This window comes from bacterium (assembly GCA_020444065.1).
GTDB lineage: Bacteria > Sumerlaeota > Sumerlaeia > SLMS01 > JAHLLQ01 > JAHLLQ01.
The window spans coordinates 359,808-379,763 of record JAHLLQ010000005.1; the positions used below are offsets into that span (position 1 = coordinate 359,808).

Annotated in this window: 12 protein-coding genes; 9 read left to right on the forward strand and 3 right to left on the reverse strand. The window is 60.0% G+C overall.

From position 1 onward, the window contains the following. Positions 1–28: 28 nt before the first annotated feature. Entirely contained in the window at positions 29–1,414 is a 1,386-nt protein-coding gene (locus KQI84_14295; protein MCB2156045.1) for a replication-associated recombination protein A, read from the reverse strand. A 158-nt stretch (positions 1,415–1,572) separates the two neighbouring features. Between KQI84_14295 and KQI84_14300 the strand changes: the two genes are divergently transcribed. The 6 genes from KQI84_14300 to KQI84_14325 all read left to right on the forward strand — a co-directional run bounded on the left by KQI84_14300 (position 1,573) and on the right by KQI84_14325 (position 10,872). Beyond that, the gene (locus KQI84_14300) at positions 1,573–1,851 is read left to right on the forward strand and encodes a DUF507 family protein (protein MCB2156046.1); all 279 of its coding nucleotides are present in this window, start codon (positions 1,573–1,575) and stop codon (positions 1,849–1,851) included. 246 nt (positions 1,852–2,097) lie between these two features. Further along, on the forward strand, positions 2,098–4,941 hold the full coding sequence (locus KQI84_14305; GenBank protein ID MCB2156047.1) for a hypothetical protein: 2,844 nt from the start codon (positions 2,098–2,100) through the stop codon (positions 4,939–4,941). Positions 4,942–5,104: 163 nt separating this feature from the next. Then, positions 5,105–5,818, forward strand: coding sequence for a hypothetical protein (locus KQI84_14310; protein ID MCB2156048.1), 714 nt, complete (start codon positions 5,105–5,107; stop codon positions 5,816–5,818). A 296-nt stretch (positions 5,819–6,114) separates the two neighbouring features. After that, complete coding sequence (locus tag KQI84_14315; GenBank protein MCB2156049.1) at positions 6,115–8,607, forward strand: hypothetical protein; 2,493 nt, start codon at positions 6,115–6,117, stop codon at positions 8,605–8,607. Positions 8,608–8,648: 41 nt separating this feature from the next. Then, complete coding sequence (locus tag KQI84_14320; protein ID MCB2156050.1) at positions 8,649–9,911, forward strand: hypothetical protein; 1,263 nt, start codon at positions 8,649–8,651, stop codon at positions 9,909–9,911. A 115-nt stretch (positions 9,912–10,026) separates the two neighbouring features. Beyond that, entirely contained in the window at positions 10,027–10,872 is an 846-nt protein-coding gene (locus KQI84_14325) for a hypothetical protein (protein ID MCB2156051.1), read from the forward strand. Here the strand turns inward: KQI84_14325 and KQI84_14330 are convergent, their stop codons facing one another. Then, positions 10,873–11,961, reverse strand: a complete 1,089-nt coding sequence (locus KQI84_14330) for a DUF3887 domain-containing protein (GenBank protein ID MCB2156052.1) — start codon at positions 11,959–11,961, stop codon at positions 10,873–10,875. It abuts the gene before it with no gap. Positions 11,962–12,122: 161 nt separating this feature from the next. Between KQI84_14330 and KQI84_14335 the strand changes: the two genes are divergently transcribed. The 3 genes from KQI84_14335 to KQI84_14345 all read left to right on the forward strand — a co-directional run bounded on the left by KQI84_14335 (position 12,123) and on the right by KQI84_14345 (position 16,610). Continuing rightward, a complete protein-coding gene (locus tag KQI84_14335; protein MCB2156053.1) occupies positions 12,123–13,100 on the forward strand; it encodes an aldo/keto reductase in 978 nt (325 codons plus the stop codon). A 412-nt stretch (positions 13,101–13,512) separates the two neighbouring features. Further along, complete coding sequence (locus KQI84_14340; protein MCB2156054.1) at positions 13,513–14,745, forward strand: hypothetical protein; 1,233 nt, start codon at positions 13,513–13,515, stop codon at positions 14,743–14,745. Between the two features lie 296 nt (positions 14,746–15,041). Then, the gene (locus tag KQI84_14345) at positions 15,042–16,610 is read left to right on the forward strand and encodes a thioredoxin family protein (protein MCB2156055.1); all 1,569 of its coding nucleotides are present in this window, start codon (positions 15,042–15,044) and stop codon (positions 16,608–16,610) included. A 104-nt stretch (positions 16,611–16,714) separates the two neighbouring features. On the opposite strand, the gene KQI84_14350 is transcribed toward KQI84_14345, so the two are convergent. Next, the gene (locus tag KQI84_14350) at positions 16,715–19,921 is read right to left on the reverse strand and encodes a hypothetical protein (GenBank protein ID MCB2156056.1); all 3,207 of its coding nucleotides are present in this window, start codon (positions 19,919–19,921) and stop codon (positions 16,715–16,717) included. Between the last annotated feature and the right edge of the window lie 35 nt (positions 19,922–19,956).

Consider the following 19,956-nt stretch of genomic DNA (forward strand, 5'->3'; position numbering starts at 1 on the left):
CGCCGTTACTTCTTCCTGGCTTTCTTCTTCACGGTTTTTTCCGTGCCGCACGCTCTTCCGCTCGGGCAGCATCGAGTTCCGACAGCCGCTCCTGCAGGCGAGCCTCCTGTCCCTGGTCGGTGGGCTCGTAAAGCGCCGTCCCTTCCAACTCATCGGGAAGACCCTGCTTGGGAACGAAATGCCCCGCCTCGTCGTGATCGTACGTGTAGCCGTCGCTGTAACCTTCGCTCTTCATCAGTCCGGTCGGCGCATTTCGCAGGTGGAGCGGCACCGGTAACGTCCCAGTCTCCTGAATCAGTGCTGCCGTTCGCTTGCTGGCCATGTAGATGGCGTTTGATTTCGGAGCCATCGCCAGGGCAACGGCGAGTTGCGAGACGAAGATATTCCCCTCCGGCTGGCCGATCTTCTCGAAGGCATCCAGACACGCCACGGCGTGAACGAGTGCATTTGGCGCTGCCAGGCCGACGTCTTCGGATGCGGCGCGGATCAGGCGGCGCAGGATGAAGCGCGGGTCTTCGCCCCCGGCCAGCATGCGCTCGCACCAGTAGAGGGCGCCGTGGGGATCGCTGCTGCGGATGGTCTTGTGCAGTGCGGAGATGAGGTTGAAGTGCTCTTCGCCGCCGCGATCGTACATCAAATGGCGCTGAACGACCGCTACCACGTCGTCGCGTGTGATCGGTGCCGCTTCTGCTTCGGCGTGCTGCTCGCGGGCGACGTCTGCCGCGATTTCAAGAATCCCCAGCGCACGCCGCGCATCGCCATCGCTGAGTTGCACGATCGCGTCGAGCGCTTCCGACTCCACTTCGATCGGCGGCTCTTCTTCGACCTCGTTTAGTTCAGGTACGGCGCGTTGGAGGAGTTGGACGAGGTGCGTGTCTTCAATCGCTGCCAGCGTGAATACGCGGCAGCGCGAAAGCAGCGGTGCGATAACGGAGAAGCTCGGATTCTCCGTCGTGGCACCGATCAACGTGATCAGGCCGCTCTCGACGTGCGGCAGAAAGGCGTCCTGTTGCGCCTTATTGAAGCGGTGAATCTCGTCGATGAACAGGATCGTCTTGCGGGCGTACTGACGGTTGACCTTTGCGATGTCGATGACGCCGCGGACGTCCTTGATGCCGGATGTGACGGCGGACAGCGTAATGAAGTCGGAGTCCGTTGTGCGTGCGATCAGAGAGGCAAGCGTCGTCTTGCCCGACCCGGGCGGCCCCCAGAGGATCATGGAAGGAACGCGGTTTCCATCGATCAGTCGGCGCAGGGGAGCATTCTGGCCGACAAGCTTCTCCTGGCCCATGAAGTCGCCGAACTCGGTGGGGCGCAACCGATCGGCAAGCGGGCGTGCGGATCGATTCTCGCCCGAGTCCGACTGCCGGGCAGGCCACTCGGAGCGAGCGGGCTCTTGCGCTTCTTCAAACATGTCTTCGGCCATCCGGCGACGCTCCCCGCGCAACAGTGCCGGGAGGATGGCGGCTGCCCGGGGGAATTGGCAAGCGGACGTTGGGGATGACGCCGTCACCGCTTGCGTCAGGAAGGTGGTTCTGTCACCCTGACAGAAACTTATCTGCGGAGTTCTCCATGCGTCTTTCCCAGAATCACGTCGATTATATCGCATTCCTCGTGCATCAGGGAATGAGGCAGCATCCGAATGTGACGGTTAAGGACCCGAATGCGGTGGTCACGACGGTTCGGCGGCTGCTGGTGGAAAACCTGCAGATGGAGGCGCAGATCGAGCGGGAAGCGGAGGAGATGCTCAAACCGCATCGGCAGCAGATCTTGCGGGAAGGGGCAGATTACCAGGCGATGCTGCGCGAAGGGAAAAAGACGCTGGCCAAGAAGAAGGGATTCGTTTTCTGATTGTACTGGTGTCTATTGGGATTGTCACGCTGAGCCATCCATCCCCGGTGAGCCCGCCTGACGATCGAGGAATCTGGAGCAAAGCGGTTACGATAACAAGGTCTGGCGCCACGCGCTTTGGGCCTCGCGCGGGTGATTCCCGGGGGAGGAGCCCTCTGGGCCGGCTGTGCGCTTATTCCTTGCCTTGTTCCGAAGGTGCTGGTGTAGTGCGGGGCAGAGACTGGACGATACTCGGAGCGTTGGAAATTGTCAGAAGCCATTCGCATTGGACCGTATGAGTTCGACCGCGACCCAAGGGGTATTCGGCTACGTCGCTTTGAGGGCGACATGCCGGGGGCATCGCGGGCCGTCTTCTATTTGACGCTGACCGAACAGGGACGCGCGCCGGCGGTCTTCCAGATCGCGCGCATGGTCCCGTCCAGCGACACGTCGCTGGACCTGCACGGCTATACGACGGATCACGTCGCGCTGGACGGCCAGTTGATTTATCGGCCGGAAATTGACGGCTTCGAGATCCAGTTGGGGTTGGTCAATTCAAGCGAAGACATGAAGATGCGCCTCGAGGTGCATCTGGAACTCGTCGGCGAGGCAGACCCGCGCTGGATGATTCCGGGACTGTTCTACAATGACAATCGCCACCGCGACTGCGGCCGTGTTTACCCTGGGTACTCAGAGATCCGTCGCGATCCAGCGAAGTTTCTTTCAAACCACTGGTCTTTCCGAAGCGATCGTACCGCGATGCCGGTCGTCTTCTGCACGACGTACAATGCATTCGCTTTCATCTCGACCGAAGAGACCGTGGAAGCCTCGCGAGAGAATCCGCTCGGCGTTGGAATGACGTCGCTCGGGATCAGTGCCGAGGAAGGCCACCCGCGACTGTCGGTGCATTTCCCATATTGCGAAGCGCCGGTGAAGTACTCGTACTGCCACGAGGATCGTACGGATCCCGTGGAGACGTACCTTCACCTGGAAGCGAAGACTCGTCTGAGTCTCAGTTTGGAATTGGGCTTCTCGCCCGTGGCGGAATCGTCCTGGGAGCGCGTCTATCGCGCGCTGTACCAGGAGAAGTGGCCGAATCATCCCGTGCGCCCGACGCTACATTTCCTGCAGGCGGAAGAGTTGGCAGCCGAGGGACTGATGCGTTGGCATTTGGACCTCGAACACGGCATGATCCACGAGACGACAGCGTTCGACAAGCACTTCGGGCGCCGCGGTACGAACGTCGAGCGCCAGCACATGCACGTCGGATGGCTGAGCGGCGCATTCCCGGCATACACGCTCCTGTGGCACGGTCGCGACTCCAAGGACCCGAACTGCGTGCGGGCAGGAACGACCGTCATCAATCTGATCTGCAGCGAACTGGCGCCCTGCGGAACGTTCTTCCCGCTCTATGCGCTTGGGCAAGGTTTCACCGCCGGCTTTGGCCCGGAAGATGGATTGGCGCACAGCCGAACCATCGCCGAGGGCGCAATGTTTGTGATGCGCGCCATTCGCTTGGAGATGCAGGCAAACACGATGCACGGCGAATGGTACGATGCCGTGCGAAGCAATTTGGAATACATCCTCTCCAAGCAGCGGGAAGACGGTGCGTTCCCTGCCTACTATCGCATTCGTGATGGGCATCCGTACTCTTACGAAGGCGCGGCCGGCATGGTGTGGATTGCACCGCTGGTGGCGGCTTCGTCGCTTGATGGGACTGGCCGATTCCGGAAAGCAGCCGTCAAGGCCGGCGAGTACTACATGCACTTCCTCGAGGAAGGTTTTGTTTACGGGTGCGTGGAGGACTTGCCGCTGGTTCCGACGGCCGACGATTGCCATTGGGCGCTGATCTGCTACATGCTGCTGTATGAGCTGGATCACGACGAGCGTTGGCTGGAGTCTGCACGTAAGGCGGCCGACCTGGCGCTGACTTTCCGCATGACATACAACGTGGCGTTCGCTCCGTGGACGATGCTGGCGCGCAATGAGTTCAAGACGCGCGGCGGCGATATCGCTTCCGTTGCGACGCCGACCCTGGGTCCGGCGGGCTTGATGAGCTTTGGCGAGATGCTGAAGCTGGCGGCGCTGACGGGCGATTCGTACTTCCGGGAGCGCGCCTACGAGGCTCGCGTCTTTGCAACGCAATTGGTCGCTCGCGTCGATGGCGAACACAACTCGCGCGTCGGCCAGACAATCGGCCAGGTTTTCTACACGGACTGGTGGCAGCCGAAGGGTATGGTGTTGTCCCTGGGACACGCCTGGGCCGGTGCGCTCGTCAAGTACATGGAACTGATCGAGCGCCATCTGAACATTCCGACGGCCGCGTTGGAACAGGGCGACACGGATAGCGTCGTGCAGGCGAGTCAAAGCGCGATCGTTTCGCTGGGTGAAGAGATCGTATTGCCGGATCCCGTGGAGGTCCGCCGCCGGCGCCAGGAAAGCCAGGCAGAGGATGTTCGTCCCTCAACGACCTCGGCTCGGCCTTCGAGTTTCTCGTCCGAGTTCACGAGCCGCATCAGCCAGATTGCATTGGGCGAGGACTCGACGCCTTCGCCAGTTGCGCACAAGAGCCGGCCGGGATCTCGAAGCGATGTAACGCCCGCGCCGCCGAGCCGTGACGAGGACAAGCGGCCGCCGACTCGGGAGCAAAGCAAGGCGGAGGAACGGCGTTCCAAGATGGTGCCACGTAGCCGCGGCGACGAGGAGCAGAAGCGCGGGCCCCAGAAGACGCCGCTGGCGAGCAGACACGTGCCGCTTCCGAAGGACGAGGATCTCGGCATCAACTGGCATGAGCCGTTCACCGATGAAGCGATCTCGAGTGAACTCGTGCCGAAGCTCGACAAGCTCCAGGAAGAGGGCATTGTGCCCTCGGTGACTCCGGAGCCCAGTTCGGGCAAGGGAATCCTCTCGAACCTGTTCGAGAACGATTCGGCATTCCAGACTCCGGCCCCGGAGACCGGCGGAGATGATCCGGAAGACGAAGACCAGACGACGCGGCCATTTTCCTTCGACACGCCGCCGACGAAGGCCATGGATGACCAGGATAAGAAAAAGAAGCCTGGGATTCATCAGGATACGGAAGACATCGAGATCAAGTGGAAGATCTTCTAGCGGCTGGCGGCCCTGGCTCCGTTCGGAGTCCGTCTCCCCCCTTTTCGTTTGTCTGTGAATCCAAAATGTCTTGACGGTGTTGGCTTTCGTTTCTCCTGCTGAGGGGCACGGTTTGTCGCCGTGATTCCCGTCCCCAGAAGGCCTGTTCATGACCTCCGTCACGATGTCTCCCGCCGATCTCGCTGCAGTCGCCCCGAATCCGAATCGTTCGCTTTCCATCGAAGTCGAAGGGCGCGAGTTCCTTCGCCTGCCGGTGACCACACCAGTGCTCACTGGGGTGGATGACATTGCGGAGGCGGCGCGTGTTCACGCGGCGCCCCGGTCGCAGCCTGGGGACATGCTCTTCATTTCAGAGAAAGCCGTCGCGGTGACACAGGGCCGTGCAATCCCGGAATCGGAACTTCGCATTGGCCTGACGGCTCGGTTGCTCTGGCGGTTTGTGCACAAGACGCCCGCGGGGATCGGCCTGCGCCGTCCCAGCAGCATGCAATGCGCGGTGAATGAGTGCGGCGCGTGGCGGATCTGGCTGGCGGCGATCGTTGGGGCTGTCGGGAAGGTGATCGGCCGCCGCGGGGATTTCTACCGCGTGGCGGGCCCCCAGGCCGCGATGATCGACGCGGCAACGACTTCGCCGCTGCAGCCCGATTGCGTGATCATGGGGCCGAAAGATCCGGACATCATCGCCGAACGCGTCTTCAACGTGACTGGCCTGCCGACTGCGATCGTGGATGTGAACGACATCGGCGGCTCCTGGGTTGTTGGGGCCAGCGCCGGGATCGACCGACCGCTGGTGGAGAAATGCCTGAAGGACAATCCGCTCGGCCAGGGAACGGAATGCACGCCCATGGGGCTGCTCCGGGCCGCGAGTGAGAACTGACAACCGATGACCTCATAAACTGCAGGGGGTCGCGTGGTTAACCGGCAGTTCGATCAGTGAGATCGAACTGCCGGTTTCTCTTCTGTCTCCACAACGCAAGTCAAACCAGTGATCTCCGGCCGCCAGGAGGCTGCCGGTCTTCGCATCACAGCAGACGTCTGCATGCGAATATTGGGGCTACTCAAGACGGGCAATATTCGTTGACGGGCAGCCGCCCAGGGTGGTCTGAATAGTAGAAGTAGAACATTCTGTAAATCCCCCGTATTGGGGGGGAACTCGCAAGAGGGACTACCGATATGATAGCTCCACGAGATGTATTTGGGGCGATCCGCGGGATCGCCGTTAAGACTGTGCGTCCGACGGCTACAGGATTCGCGATCGCTGCGCTCGTCGGCGGCCTCGGTTGCGCGACGGCTCCGCGAACGGACTCGTCGGCAACCGGGATGACTCTGGCCGAAGCAAGTGCCGCCATGGCCGAATCCGGCGCCTTGAACGACTACATTTTCACCCGCACGAAGGTCGGGCGGCACACCTTCCCGAAGTACCCGGACAAGGCTTGGGAATGGTTCTGTGAGCGGCGCCTGGATGATGGCATGAAGAAACTGCCGGACTTCTATCGGCAGGAAGCCATGCTGGTGACCCAGAAGAACAACATGGATCGCCGGACGCTTCGGGCGAATGCGCAGTGGACATTCCTCGGGCCTGACGGCACGACCGTTCAGCCGTCCGGTCGCTTGATCGAGATGGTGGTGCATCCGCAGGATCAGAACACGATCTGGGGCGCCTCCGCGAGCGGCGGCGTCTGGAAGACGACCGACCAGGGCGTGACTTGGGCGAACGTGACGGACGGCAGTCTGCCGACGATCGGCATGGGCAGCCTTCAGATCGATCCGCACAATTACAATCGCTTGTATTGCGGCTTGGGCGAAGGTGTGCCGGGCAGCTTCTACGAGCCGTTCGGCGCGGGCGTTTATCGCTCGACCGATGGCGGAAGCAGTTGGTCGATCGTCAGCGGCACCAACGTGATGAACTACGTTACGGATATCGATATTGGTGCCAACTCGGACACGTTGCTCGTCGCCGCGAAGGGGTCCGGCGGAACCGGCGCCGGTTTCTATCGCACGACAAATGGTGGGACAAACTGGACCGCCGTTTCTTCCGATCCTTTCTTCGATATCAGCGTTGACCCCGCGAATCGCAACAATGTCGTAGTGACGCGCGGATACAACACTGTCAACGCCGCGAGCGGCGCCATTTTCTATTCGACTGATGGCGGGGCGACACTGAGTCCCTCCACTACTCCAAGCACTACAAATGCCTTCCGCATCGAGTTGGCTCGCAACGGCACGACGGTCTACGCGCTTGTCGGCGCAACGGATTCTTCGATTCTGGGCATCTGGAAATCGACGAATAACGGGCAGAGCTTCTCTGCAATGTCGACTTCCGGCATTCCGACAAGCGGCGACTATAAGCCTGGCCAGATGACGTATAACTGCTCGATCGGCGTTAGTCCGACCGATGCCAACGTCATCTATGTCGGCTCGAACCTGCGCATGTACCGGACGACGAATGGCGGAACGAGTTGGGCGGCCGTGACGGACTGGGCAGGCGAAGGTGGCTTGAAGTACATCCATGCGGATCATCATTCGATTCGCTTCGGTTCGACAGGCAGTACGGTGTACATGGGCACGGACGGTGGATTCTTTGTCAGCACCGACAGCGGGGCAAATTGGACGGAGCGCAATGTCCACATGACGTCGACGCAGTGCTATCGAATCGATTGCGATCCACAGAACGCGCAGCGCGTGATCATCGGCTGTCAGGACAACGACAAGTACGTCCGGCGGACCGATGGGACGTGGCATCATTATCCCAACGCGTTCGGCGATTGTATGGAAGTGATTGCCTGGCCGAACGACCCGTCGACGTACATGGGCTGCAACTACTACGCTTCGGCAGTGCGCCTCACGCCCGACGATGGTGCAAACTGGTACTTCCTCCGCTCGTACGGTACTTCGAACAATGGCATTCCGGACGCCGAGAAGGGGGCCTGGGTTACCCCGTTCTTCATCGATCCGCAGAATCCCAAGGACATCTACATGGGCGTGAATGGCGTCTATAAGGGAACCTACAACGGCATCAATCAGCCGTTCAGTTGGACGAATCTGATCGCTCCGAATACGAGCTATTCCCCTGCCAGCCTCGACACGCTAACGATCACCAATGGCATGACCGGCCGGAAGCTTGTCGGTTTCAGGGCACGTCGGAATAACTCGACAGGTCAGTTGGGCGTCGAGTTGTTCCGGTCGAATACGAATGGCACGAGCATCGAGTCTCTGACACTGCCGTATCTGGGCTGGATCAGCGACATCGAATGCGATCCGTCGGATAACGATACATTCTGGATGACCTACTCCAACCTGGGTCTTGGCACCGGAAGTCGCGGGCGCATTTACAAGACGACCGATCTTGGGACCACCTTCCACGACATGACGAACAACTTCCCGCAGGACCTGCCGGCCAATGCCCTCTGGATCGATCCGACCAATTCGAACACGATCATCGTTGGCTCGGATATCGGTGCGTATCGCTCCGACGATGGCGGCAACACGTGGGTGTATTGGAATGACGGTCTGCCGCCGGTTGTCATCACAGACATGGCCTACCTGGCAAATGGCCGAAAGCTGCGGGCTGGCACGTACGGACGCGGAATCTGGGAGACGCCTTTGGATTCGCAGGGCGGCTCGCCGAGCATCCGCATTGAACCTTCGACACTTCAGTTCCCCTGATCGAGAACGGGACAACGAGAAACCATGGAGGCTTCACAAAAATGACAATGATGAAAAAGATGCTCCAACGAGCTCTCCCCGTTTTCGCAGGAATGACCTTGCTGGGCAGTGCGGCCGCGCTCGAACCGATCGCGATGGGTGGAGAACACACTGCGCCGCCAATTGCTCCCGAGATTCTCCAGATGCTTCGCGAAAATCAAAGCTCGCCCATCAGTTCAAGAACCGGGGCGGATGCTCGCGGAGAAGTGACACTTCTGGCTGAAGATTTTGAAGGGTCATTCCCAGGAGCATGGGTTGTGTACCCTGCCAGTGGGTCCACCGATGCATATTGGGGGAATCAATCGACTCACACTTACCAAGGAAATGGCTCGGTCTTCTGCGCCGGTGCCGGAACTGCGGCGGTTGCGCCGGGAAGCACATATCCGGATGGTATGGACGCTTACATGGTGTCGCCATACCTGGATCTGAGCGACGCGACTGCTGCCTCAGCCAGCTTCATTGTGGAGAACTATCTCGAGGAAACTTGGGACTACTTCTACTGCTACGCCAGCGCTGACGGTTTCACAACCTTCGACTACTGGTATGTGACCTCGGATAACGATTGGGCGGTCGGCTCTTATGATTTTGCCAACACGCCGAACGGCTATAGCCTACTTGGCAATTCTCAGGTTCAACTGATGTTTCGTTTCTACAGCGACACATCGACCGGAGAGACGGGGACTTTCATAGACAACGTTCTGATCACAAAGACCACTGCCGGCGGGACACCGACGCCGACGCCGACTCCATCGCCCACACCGACGGCAACGGCGACGGCTTCGCCGAGCCCGACTCCATCGTCGACGCCAACACCGTCGCCGACTCCGTCCCCGACGCCGACAGGGGCAATCCAGAAATCGTTCACCGTTTACAATGACGGCACCGCGAATCTGACCGTCAGCCAGGTCGATGAGGAAACGGGAAGCAACTGGCTCTCCGTCTCAGCGCCGACAGGATATCCCGTGACGATTGCTCCCAGTGGCAATGCAGTCTTTACGGTGACGGTGGATCCGACAGGTCTTTCGAGCGGAGACTACGCGGATCGATTGCTGGTTTACTCAAACGACACGGCGCACAGCCCTTACAGCGGCGGCGTGAATATCAACCTGCGCGTCGGCAGCACGCTCACGCTCAACGACTTCATCACGGCGCTGACGTCTGCGCCGGGAACGACTCCGCCGGATCAGAATGGCGATTCGCTCATCGACGCAGCGGACGTCATCAAGTTCCAGACTACTCGGCGCGCGACGTTGACAATCAACTGAGACCGCCATTGCCATGCAGTTCTGACCGCCCCCGAAACTCGGGGGCGGTTTTCTTGTGGAACCCATTGCCGCGAGGGACTGACGATGCTATTGCCATGGGTTGAGGATAGGGCGCATGGATTTCCAGAACCCGAGAGGCATCACCGGATTCGAGCGAGGTTTGCTTGGCGTACCGGAGTGGTTCCTGGATGAGAATCCCGTGGCGGAGAGGATTCTCGGTTCGACGGCGTGGCGCGGGTATCCACTGATCGGCGGCGCAATCGTGGGCGGCCTGCTCGGCGTGCTGGAGGGGAATGGGGCGATTCTTCCACTCGTGCTGCGAATCCTCGCCGGCGAGCTCTTCGCGATCGTCGGAGCGTTTCTGCTCATCTACTGGCTGAAGGAAAGGTGGCTGCGCAGCGTCCTGGTCGATGATCTCGACCTGACGCTGCTGAGCGACGGCGAGATTTGCCACGGGCTGTGGGTCTCGCACATGGTGCCGCTGCTGAGAGTCCTCTTCGGGATCCTGGTCGGTGAGTTCGTCACCTTCCTCGTTCTTGGCATCCACCACGTCTTTACGAAACGCGTCGGTTTGGAGGAGGTGATCCAGACCTTCATCTGGATTCTCTTGCCCGTGCTGATATTCTGGTTCAATGCGTTCACTCTTCGAATGCTGGGTCCGCGGTTCCTGTTTGCTTCCGTCCAGGGGCCCACGGAACGCAGTTACGTGGCAATGGTGCTGGTCATGTTGGCGGAAAGCTACGGCGTCCTATTGCTGACGCTGCCGGTGATCTTGTTCACTGCGCTCTTTGCGGGGATCCTGCTGTCAATGCTGGGCGCGAGCCCCATGAACACGGTTGTGCTGACGTTTCTTGTGATCCTGTCGATGTTCAAGCGCGACATCAGCGAGTCCTATCACTTGTCCATCGAGGCCGGCTGGAGAGCATGGCTGGCCTGGCAGCGCGAAGGCATCAGGGATTGATCAAGGACGCATCTGGCCCGTGCGTGCAAACGTTGCGAAGTCTGCGATGAACTCCTCGGTTACGTAGCCCGCATTGGTGTGGCCCTCTGTGCGGCGAAGGTAGCGATCCGTGTCGCTGTATTCGCGATGCGTGGCCAACTCATGATTGGGGTAGTCGCGATCCCACGCAAAAGCCGAGCGGGGATAGAAGAAGACGGTGGGGGAGGAAGCGCCATCGGTGCTCGTCACAATATTCACGACGGAGAGCGTCTTGGACGTCGAGGCGATGTCCGTCGCAAGTGAACCGAACTCCTGATAGCCCGCGAGGGTGATTCTCTCCACGTCGACGGGCGGCTGTTGCTCGAGCCAACTAAGAACAGCCTTCGGATCGCGGCACTCGGTCTCGCGATAGGACGCCACGGCGACGCCGCGCGTGGCTAGGCCCTCCATCAGGTCGCGGGTCATTCCATTCCGAACGGACGACGCATCGGGCCGAATCGGGTGCATGATCAGAACTGTTGGGGCTGGTGTCTTCGGCCCAGCGATGGCGGGTACAAACAGAGCCACCGGGACCTCGCATCCGGCGATTTGGATCACGGACGATTCGCGACGGAAAAGTCGGGCATCCGCGTAGGGGGGAGAGAGTTCCGGGAAGGCTGCCGATGAGGGCGTGGGCGTGGGGCGAGTTGCATCCGCCTGCAGAGGCACGACCGAGAACTCCGAGATCTTGGCCATCGGCCCTTCGCGTTCGTACAAGATCTGTGCGGCGAGGCTAAGGCGTTCGAAATGCACCGGCACGATGGCAACCACGGTTCCATCCGGCCGGCGAGTCGCGGTGGCCCGGCCCACCTCGCGGAATCCGCCGCCCTCGCGGGTGAGACGGCCGAAGAGCTGCCGCATAGCCTCCTCGGTCAGCGCCCGGCGGGCGCCCACCGTCAGTTCGCCGCGAACACCGGACAATTGGCCGCGCATGATGGTCTCGACGAAGCGTTCGGCGCGTTCGGCGAGGATCTGCCTCGTTTTCTCATCGGTGGCCCCGGGGCGGGGCAGGAGAAAGAGCACCAGCGCAAAGGCGAGCAGGACGATACGGCGGGAAGTTGTGAGTTGCATGATGTCGAGCCCTCCGGCGGGCGATTGGACTTCCAAACCACGGAGCCGGGCTCAATGGCAACGGTTTCCAGGGGGCGGTCGGTTACTGAAAAGGGTTGCTTTTGGAAGATCGCGAAGGGTAAGCGGCTGTAGTTATCGATAACAGAACGGGAGCAGAAAGCATGAGCACACAACTAGAAGTCAGGACCTTGGGAAAAAGCAGAATCCCCGTCACCTCCGTTGGGCTGGGGCTTTGGGCTGTCGGCGGCGGCTGGGGCGAGCCGCGGGATGACGACTCCCTCCACGCGATCGAAGCAGCCCTGGACGAGGGGATTACCTTCTACGACACCGCCGATGTCTACGGCATGGGGCACAGCGAGGAGATTCTTGGGAAGGCCATGAAGGGCCGCCGGGATCGATTCGTCGTGGCGACGAAGATCGGCTGGATCGGCTACGATGGCGAGCGCAACTGCTCGGCGTACGATACGGTGGAGAAGCTGATCGCCGGTGTGGAGGATTCCCTGCGTCGGCTGCAGATCGACTCTATCGATATCATCCAGAGTCACATTCACTACCGAGAACCGAACTTTGAGGTATTCCTGGAGGGCTTTCAAAAACTGCAGGAACAGGGAAAGGTGCGTGCCTACGGAGTCAGCACGAGCGACTTTGAATATCTGAAGCAGTTCAACGCGGACGGCGGATGCGCGACGTTGCAGATCGACTACAGCCTGCTGAACCGGACGGCGGAGAAGGAGATTCTTCCCTACTGCCAGGAAAACGGAATCGGCGTGATCGTGCGTGGAGCACTGGCAATGGGCAGGTTGACAGGCAAGTTCACTGGGAAGGAACAGTTCGAGGAGGGGGATTTCCGGAGAAGCTGGGTGGAAAACGAAGACGAGCATCGGATCTTCATGGAGGACTTGGCGATCGTGGAGAAGCTCAAGGAGTTGGGCCAGGACGGGCGGACGCCGGCGCAGATTGCCCTGCAGTTTGTCCGGTCCAATCCGGCGGTGACCACCGTGATCCCGGGGGGGCGCTCGCCGCGCCAGGTGCGGGAGAATGTCATCGCGGGGCGTCTGCCGCTGCTGAGCAATGAAGATCGACGGTTTATCGACGGATTGGTGCCTCCCGGTGGGGGGCGGAAAATCTGGCCTGCCTGATCCGACCGGGGGGCGTTTTCTGAAGTTATCCATAACCCGAGCGTTTTTGGAGGGGCGTGTTGAAGCACTTCAACTACGCCCCTCTTCTGCGTCTATACGTGCATTTATTAGGATTTTCTGGTTGTTTCGGACGATTCGGACGGATTTTCAGGGGAGGCTGTAAAAAAGTGGTACGGTCCAAGAATGTGCTTGACCGTGAGCCGGAATTGGTATCAAACGGTATCGATAACGCCGAAAGAAGAACCCACGCGGCGGCAGATTTTCAGGAAAGGAGCACTTCTCAGTCCATCCCAGGCTTCTCCTCCAGAATGTGCCGACGATGGAATGCCAAACAGATTTTTTCAACTGACAGGACGGTCAATCCTAACCCTAAACTCTTTCGACCCATTTTTCGTGAAAGGAAATCACACGCATGAAGTTTAAAGCGATTCTTCCAATCCTCGGCCTGATGCTGTTCGCTGCTAACGCCAGCGCACAGAACGTCATCGTCGACGGCGACTTCGAGTCCGGGTCCGATTCTTCCTGGACCCTCTGGCTGGAGACAGCCGGCATGCTCACCGCAACATTCAACTACACCGCTGACGGCCCGACCTCGGGAACCGCCGGCGCCCTTCGCTACCAGATGGTCGGCGAATACACCAATGGCGGCGTTTATCAGGAAGTCACCCTGACCGGCGGCAACATCTACCAGGTCGACGGCCTCATCAAGGAAGTCTCTGCCGACCCGAGCACCACGTGGTTTGAGGTCTGGATCTCGGACACGGCTCCGGTCGATGGTTCCGACAATGGCGGCGTCATGCTGGCGAAGGTCAGCTCCTGGAATTGCGCGGGATACGATGGCGACTTCATTAACGGCTGCGATACGCCGGCTGGCGACGCGAAGTTCACGGTCCCGGGCAGCGGCCCGCAAACCTATTACCTGATTCTGGACGCCGGCGTCTGCTGCGGTGGTGGTGCTGCCGAGTACGTCATCGACGACGTGACGCTCACCGATCTCGGTGCCCCGGCTGTCACCTACGACACGCCCCCGACCGAACTGAATGAAGACTTCAACGATGGCGACGACCAGAATAACTACGGCGGCACCTACCGCGGATTCGCCGGTGGCGATACCGGTGGTGGCCAGGACGGTATCATGGAAGCGATTTCCGTCGATGCCCAGGGTACGACCGGCGCGGCCGGCGACTACGCCCTGCACATCTACTCGACCTCGTCGATCGTCGGTACTGGCTGGACCTACTACGGTGGCGTCATCGCTCTGTCCGAGACCGAGAGTGTTGGCCAGCCTTTGACCAGCTTCACCACGTTGTCCTTTGACATGAAGCTCGGCAGTGCTTCCGCGCCAACCGACTGGACTGTCCGTCTCGAGGACCTGGGTGCGAATGGTTCCAATGCCGGCAGCTATAACTACATCGACCTTGAGCCGTACTTCAACGGCGAGAACTACGTCAGTATGAACATCCCGCTGGCTGATTTTGTGAGTGCGGCTGACGGCGGCACGATCGCCCCGAACTTGTCCCAGATCGACGTAATCGTAATCGGCGGCGAGGGTGAATACCTTGTCAATGACCCGGATATGTTCGTCGACAACGTCCGTCTGTACGACGCGGTTGCATCGGACGTGAAGGACTGGCAACTGTACTGAGTCCCCGTACCACAGCCCCATAGCAGCACCTCATTGAAAGCGAAGAGCGGTGCAGGCCCAGCCTGCACCGCTCTTCCTTTTGCGTGGCGGTGGGTTGTCATTCGAATATCCGTATAGTTATCGATAGCCTACCCAAAACCCACGTGGCGTCGAAATAGTTCCAAATAATGATAGTTATCGATAACTTTTCTCTTGCATTCCGCCCATCTCCTTGCTCTTATCGAAGCAACCCCCAAGTGAAGCCGCGCGCGCCGTCTCGGATCGGCGGAGTGTTTGCGGCAGAAAGGCCTAATCCCATGTCGCGCGACACCTCTCTCACTCGCGGCCATTGCCAGACTGGCAGACCACAAGGCAATGCCGGCACATTCCTTCTCCACATTCGTCAGAAACTGTCCGCCATTTTCTTCGTGCTCGCGTGGCTCTTTCTCCCTCTGGTCGTGTTCGCGGAAGAATCGGCGATTTTCGATAACTTCGAGGACCACAATCTCAGGTCCGAGGTCGGGTGGACTTGGGACTACTTCGCAAAGGGCGACGCGCCCACGATTGGCCTGATGGTCGATCTGGACGATCAGGGAAGCGGATACCTGATGTCGCGCGGGACGCTGCCGGACGATGGGACCGGGTTCACGGTGGGGGGGATTTTCTGTGCGCCGGCGGATCGCGAAACGAATCCTGTGGAGCCCATCGACTTCTCGTCGTTCGATGCTCTGGCATTTCGGGCCGCGAGCGATCGGCCTGCTTACTACAATGTTCGCATCGAGCAGAAGGAGCAGGGGTATAACTCGACGAATGTGGCGTTTCCCGTGACGGAGGAGATGCAGGACTTTCTGATTCCGCTCTCGGAGTTCAAGTCCGGCACCTCGCAATCGACGGCCATGGCGTTTACGTGCCTGGTGGATGAACCGGGCGCGATCTTCCATTTGAAACTGGACGACATCCGATTTGTTCGCGGCATGCTGCAGGGCACGCACCGTGCGGGTTTGGAGGCGCGCGCCGATTGGGCAGCGACGCCGAAGATCGGTTGGCAAAATGCGCGATTCCACAACAAGCCGATGTTGTTTTACTTCTCAAGTCGCTTCGCGTTGCCATGTCAGCTCTTCGAAGAACGCCTGATAGAGAATCAGGAGTTTCCGGAACTGGCGCGCGAGTTCGTTCTGGCTCGAGTGGATGTGAACCAGTATCAGAGTCTTGTTCGGCGTTACAATGTGTGGAGGGTTCCCTCATTTATCGTTCTGGAACCGGCGAGCGGGCGAATGACTTCGCTATACTCCGGTGCGCGCACCGCTGAACTCGCGCTCGAGATGCGCAATTATCTGAAGAATCGCCCGGAGAAAGACATGGTTGCGCAGGATGTAGCTCCCTCGCAGCGCTACCATATTGTTCACATCGACGATTTTACAGACCGCAACGACATCAACGAGGTTGGCGGCCATTGGGGGACTTATGCCATGGGCGACCGTGGAGATATCGATCGACGCATTGTCGACCTGGGCGGCGGGAATCTCGCCTTGCAAGTGGCAGGAGTCTATCCGGGCAAGCCAGGCGATCCGACGTACGGCGGAGTGTATTGCGATCTTGCTCCGGACAGGGGGACGTCGCGCGATCTTTCGAAGTTCCGTTGGATCTCATTCATCTGCCGGTCCAGCGAGTCGGATGTGTTCCAGATTCACCTGGAGGACGGGAACGGCGCGCAGGCGAAGCCACAGCAGTTTCACGCCTCGGCGGATCCGGCACGCGTGACGATCCCGCTGGCCTCATTCGGCGACATCGCTGGACGGGCAACCACCATTGTCTGGTCGGAGCCGAATCCAATGCCAGGCCGGAAATTCGAACTGGTTTTGGACGATGTGATGGTCATTCGCTGAACCACCCAGCATTCGATCGGAAACCAAAAGGGGCGGAATCGCTTGGTGCGATCCGCCCCTTCTGGTCTTAGGCCCTTTGGAGGAGGGATGGAGGAAGTTTCTCTCTACTTCAGCAGAACGTCCAGTCGGCGGACTTCGCCATCGCGAATCGCGCGTGCGATCGAACCGCGCAGGACATCCCCATCGTGACGCTCGCCGTCGACCACGTAGCCAACAATCTTCGCGCCATCGTCGCCGAACGTATTCAGAAGCGAGTCGTTCTGGTAAACAAGCAGTGTCTTGCCGAACAGCGCACAGGTCAGGCTGTTTGCCGGAAGCGATTCGACTTCCCCATCCCAGGCGACGTGTCCTGGTTCTTCGGCAAACCATTCTGCAGGCAGCGCCGGCGTGAGCCGGAATTCCAACTCGCCATCGTTCATGACGAAGGGTTTCGCGCCCACACTTAGCAGCAGCCACAGGTGAATGAACTCTGCGGTGCTGCCACTCAGGCGGGCGACAAATCCGCGGCCGTGAATGCGCTTGTCGGGGCAGCTTGAGGAGACGATGTAGGAGGAGTTCTCGTAGATGCTGCGGCCGTAACGCTCGGGGTCCATGAACGGAACGAGCATCGTGCGTGCGGCTTCGAAGAATTCCTCATGGAGACCGTGGCGAACCAACTCGACGAGAATCTTGTAGCTCATGTGCAGCCAGATCGACTCGTTCTCGTAAATGCCTCGGCTGAATGTCCGTGCGCGTCCGATCTCGTCCGTGCAATTCGTCAGGTCCATGTTCAGCATGTACGAGTGCAGCTTCCGGTCGTAGAGCGGCGACTTGCGAAGTGCGCTGTAGAATTCCCGCGCTTCTTCCTGCGTCTTCGCGTTGCGCAGGCGATAAACCTGCCCTTCCAGATAGAGCGGAAGGGGTTCGGCCTTGAACGGACGCGGATCGATCGTATCGGATTGGTCGACTTCGCCGTCACGCATGAAGTAGGTGTACACCAGCGGCGAGTTGTCCACGCGTGCGGCTTCGACTCCGCGCCGGCACATTTCGCGGACCGCCTCCAGCAGTTTCGCCGCTTCTTCAGCGTCGAAGGCCTGCATATCGATCGGCCATTGCACGTAGACCTCTTCGCGGAAGTTCTCGCGCAATTCCGCTGCTGCATTCCAATCGTATGACTCGGCCGATGCAATGGGCAGAGCTCCGCGCATCAGCGCAGCGGCGGGGGAGGGCATCTCGAGCTGGCCCCATTCCTCGCGATGGGCGAGCAGATAGTCGCACAATCGAATGATCGAGGAGGTTTCGCTGAGGCACGAGCCGAATACGCCCGGCAGGCCGTTCAGAGAGTCGTTCCAGCCGGGACGACCCGCTTCCATTTCAACGCCGCGACCTTCCGGATCGAGCGTCATGCCCTTCAGAACCGCCAGCATTACCAGCTTCGATGCGAGCGAGACTTCCGGCCACGGTTGCGTCCGATCGCCGGCCTGGCGCGGGCCAAGCGCGCCGTATTGGCGGGCTTTCCCGTCGACTGCCTGGTAGCGGCGCGACCGCGACAACACACGGCGGCGGGGCTCGAACCAACCGACATTCGCCTGCAGCAGTTCCGCATGCGTGTCGGGGAACATGGCATTGTGCGCTTCAAGCATGTCCGCTAGGTAGATCCAGTGATCGACCCAGTAGCCGTCCTCGTCAGGCTTCGCGCTGAGCATCGCGTTTGCCTTCGTCAGGACATTTCGAAGCCAACTGTCGGCGTCGATTGCAGAAGAGTCATGCTTTGCCCGCCATTGCAGAAGCTCGCCCGGCGAGAACGGATGCGTCGTGAGATGAACGAACTCATCGCGTGCCTTGCGCTCCTCCAGGGGACACAACTCGCGTGCGGTCGCTTCATCGGGCAACTGCCAGCGATAGCCTTCCACAGAGAGCGGGTTGTAGCCGTCGGCCTGAATGAGTTCCGCAAAGGCGAGAATTTCCAGGGCACCGGATTCGGGATAGAACCAGGGATCGTGACGGCGATTCTGCAGGATGTCACGGAAGTTGCCCGCGCCTTCCGAGTACGGGTGGGCCGGGACTTTGAAATCGTTGTAGTCGCGCTCGAGGTCGCCATGGCGGCGCGTATAGATGTGTACCGGTCGGGCGCCATTGCTCGACGGGAAGAGATGCGGAATGCCTCCGCGCAGCAGATTGTCGAGGAAGTTCTGGCGCAAGTAGCCATTGAGTTCCTTGGATGCCGTGCGCGCATACGCAGGACGGGTGATGTCCTGTACGAGCGCCTGGGCCTTGCTCTCCACCTGGTGCTGGAACTCTGGCCGGCTGTAGCTGGCGACAAACTCGTCGAGCATGCGCGTATTGGGTGCCAGACCGGCGTAGGCGACGAACTCGATTGTCTGCTCCGGGGCGAAATCCAGTTCTGCCATTGCCATGGCGCATGGCAGGCGATTCATCCAGGCCTGGTCGTCAGGACAGAATGTGCCATCCACAAAGCAATCGGGCTGCAGAAGATTGCTGCCCGGTGAGAAGAATGCATCCGGATCGACCGCAAGTTCCAAGGCCGTCGGATTGCCGTCTTCCTGCAACCAGGCGCCGTAGAAAACCGCCTCCTGCGTGGCTTCGACCTTGGCCTCGTCCTTCATGGACGTGGGCACGAGGTAAACGGCGCCGCCGGCCTTGTGCGGGGAGACGCGGATGAACCCTTCCGTAATACGGCGGAGGCGTTTCAGCGAAAAATCTGAAACGCCCGCGGGGATAATCAGGGGGAGGCCATCGGCCAGTCGAACCGATCGACGATGGGGACGGAGGTTTGTGATTCGAACACGCCGACAGAGTGCCGGGACGGGACTGTCCGTGACCGCGCAGTAGTCGACTTGCATGCGCCAGCCGGCAGTCTCATTCTCATCGATCAGGGTGACGGCATGCGGCTGAATGCGCATCGTGCGCACGCCCGATCGGCCATTCACGCAGTGATCGGCAAAGGGCTCGAAGCAGTTTCCGTCACCTTCGATCAGGAATGTCCGGAAGCCGTACAGGCTCGTCAGTTGATACGCCCAGGTCGCAGAGAAGAACTCTCCGATGGCGTGGTCTTTATCCTCGTAGCCGAAGGAGCAGACCGCCTGGCCGCGGTTGACGTACATGGCCCACAGTGGCGCGCCATGCAGTCCGCCGATGCCGGGGAGGAAACTCGAGAACGGCGGGACGCGGTCATAACCGCGGATTTCAAAGACGGAATCATCGAGTGCGGTCCATGTGGGTATTTCGGGCCCCAGTCCCTCGACGGGCAACTGCGCATCGGATTCAGTGGCGTTGCTCTGGCGGACTTCTGCGTCGATTCTGCTCATCATTCTGTCTGCCTTATTCTGTTCGGGCGGTTGACGGG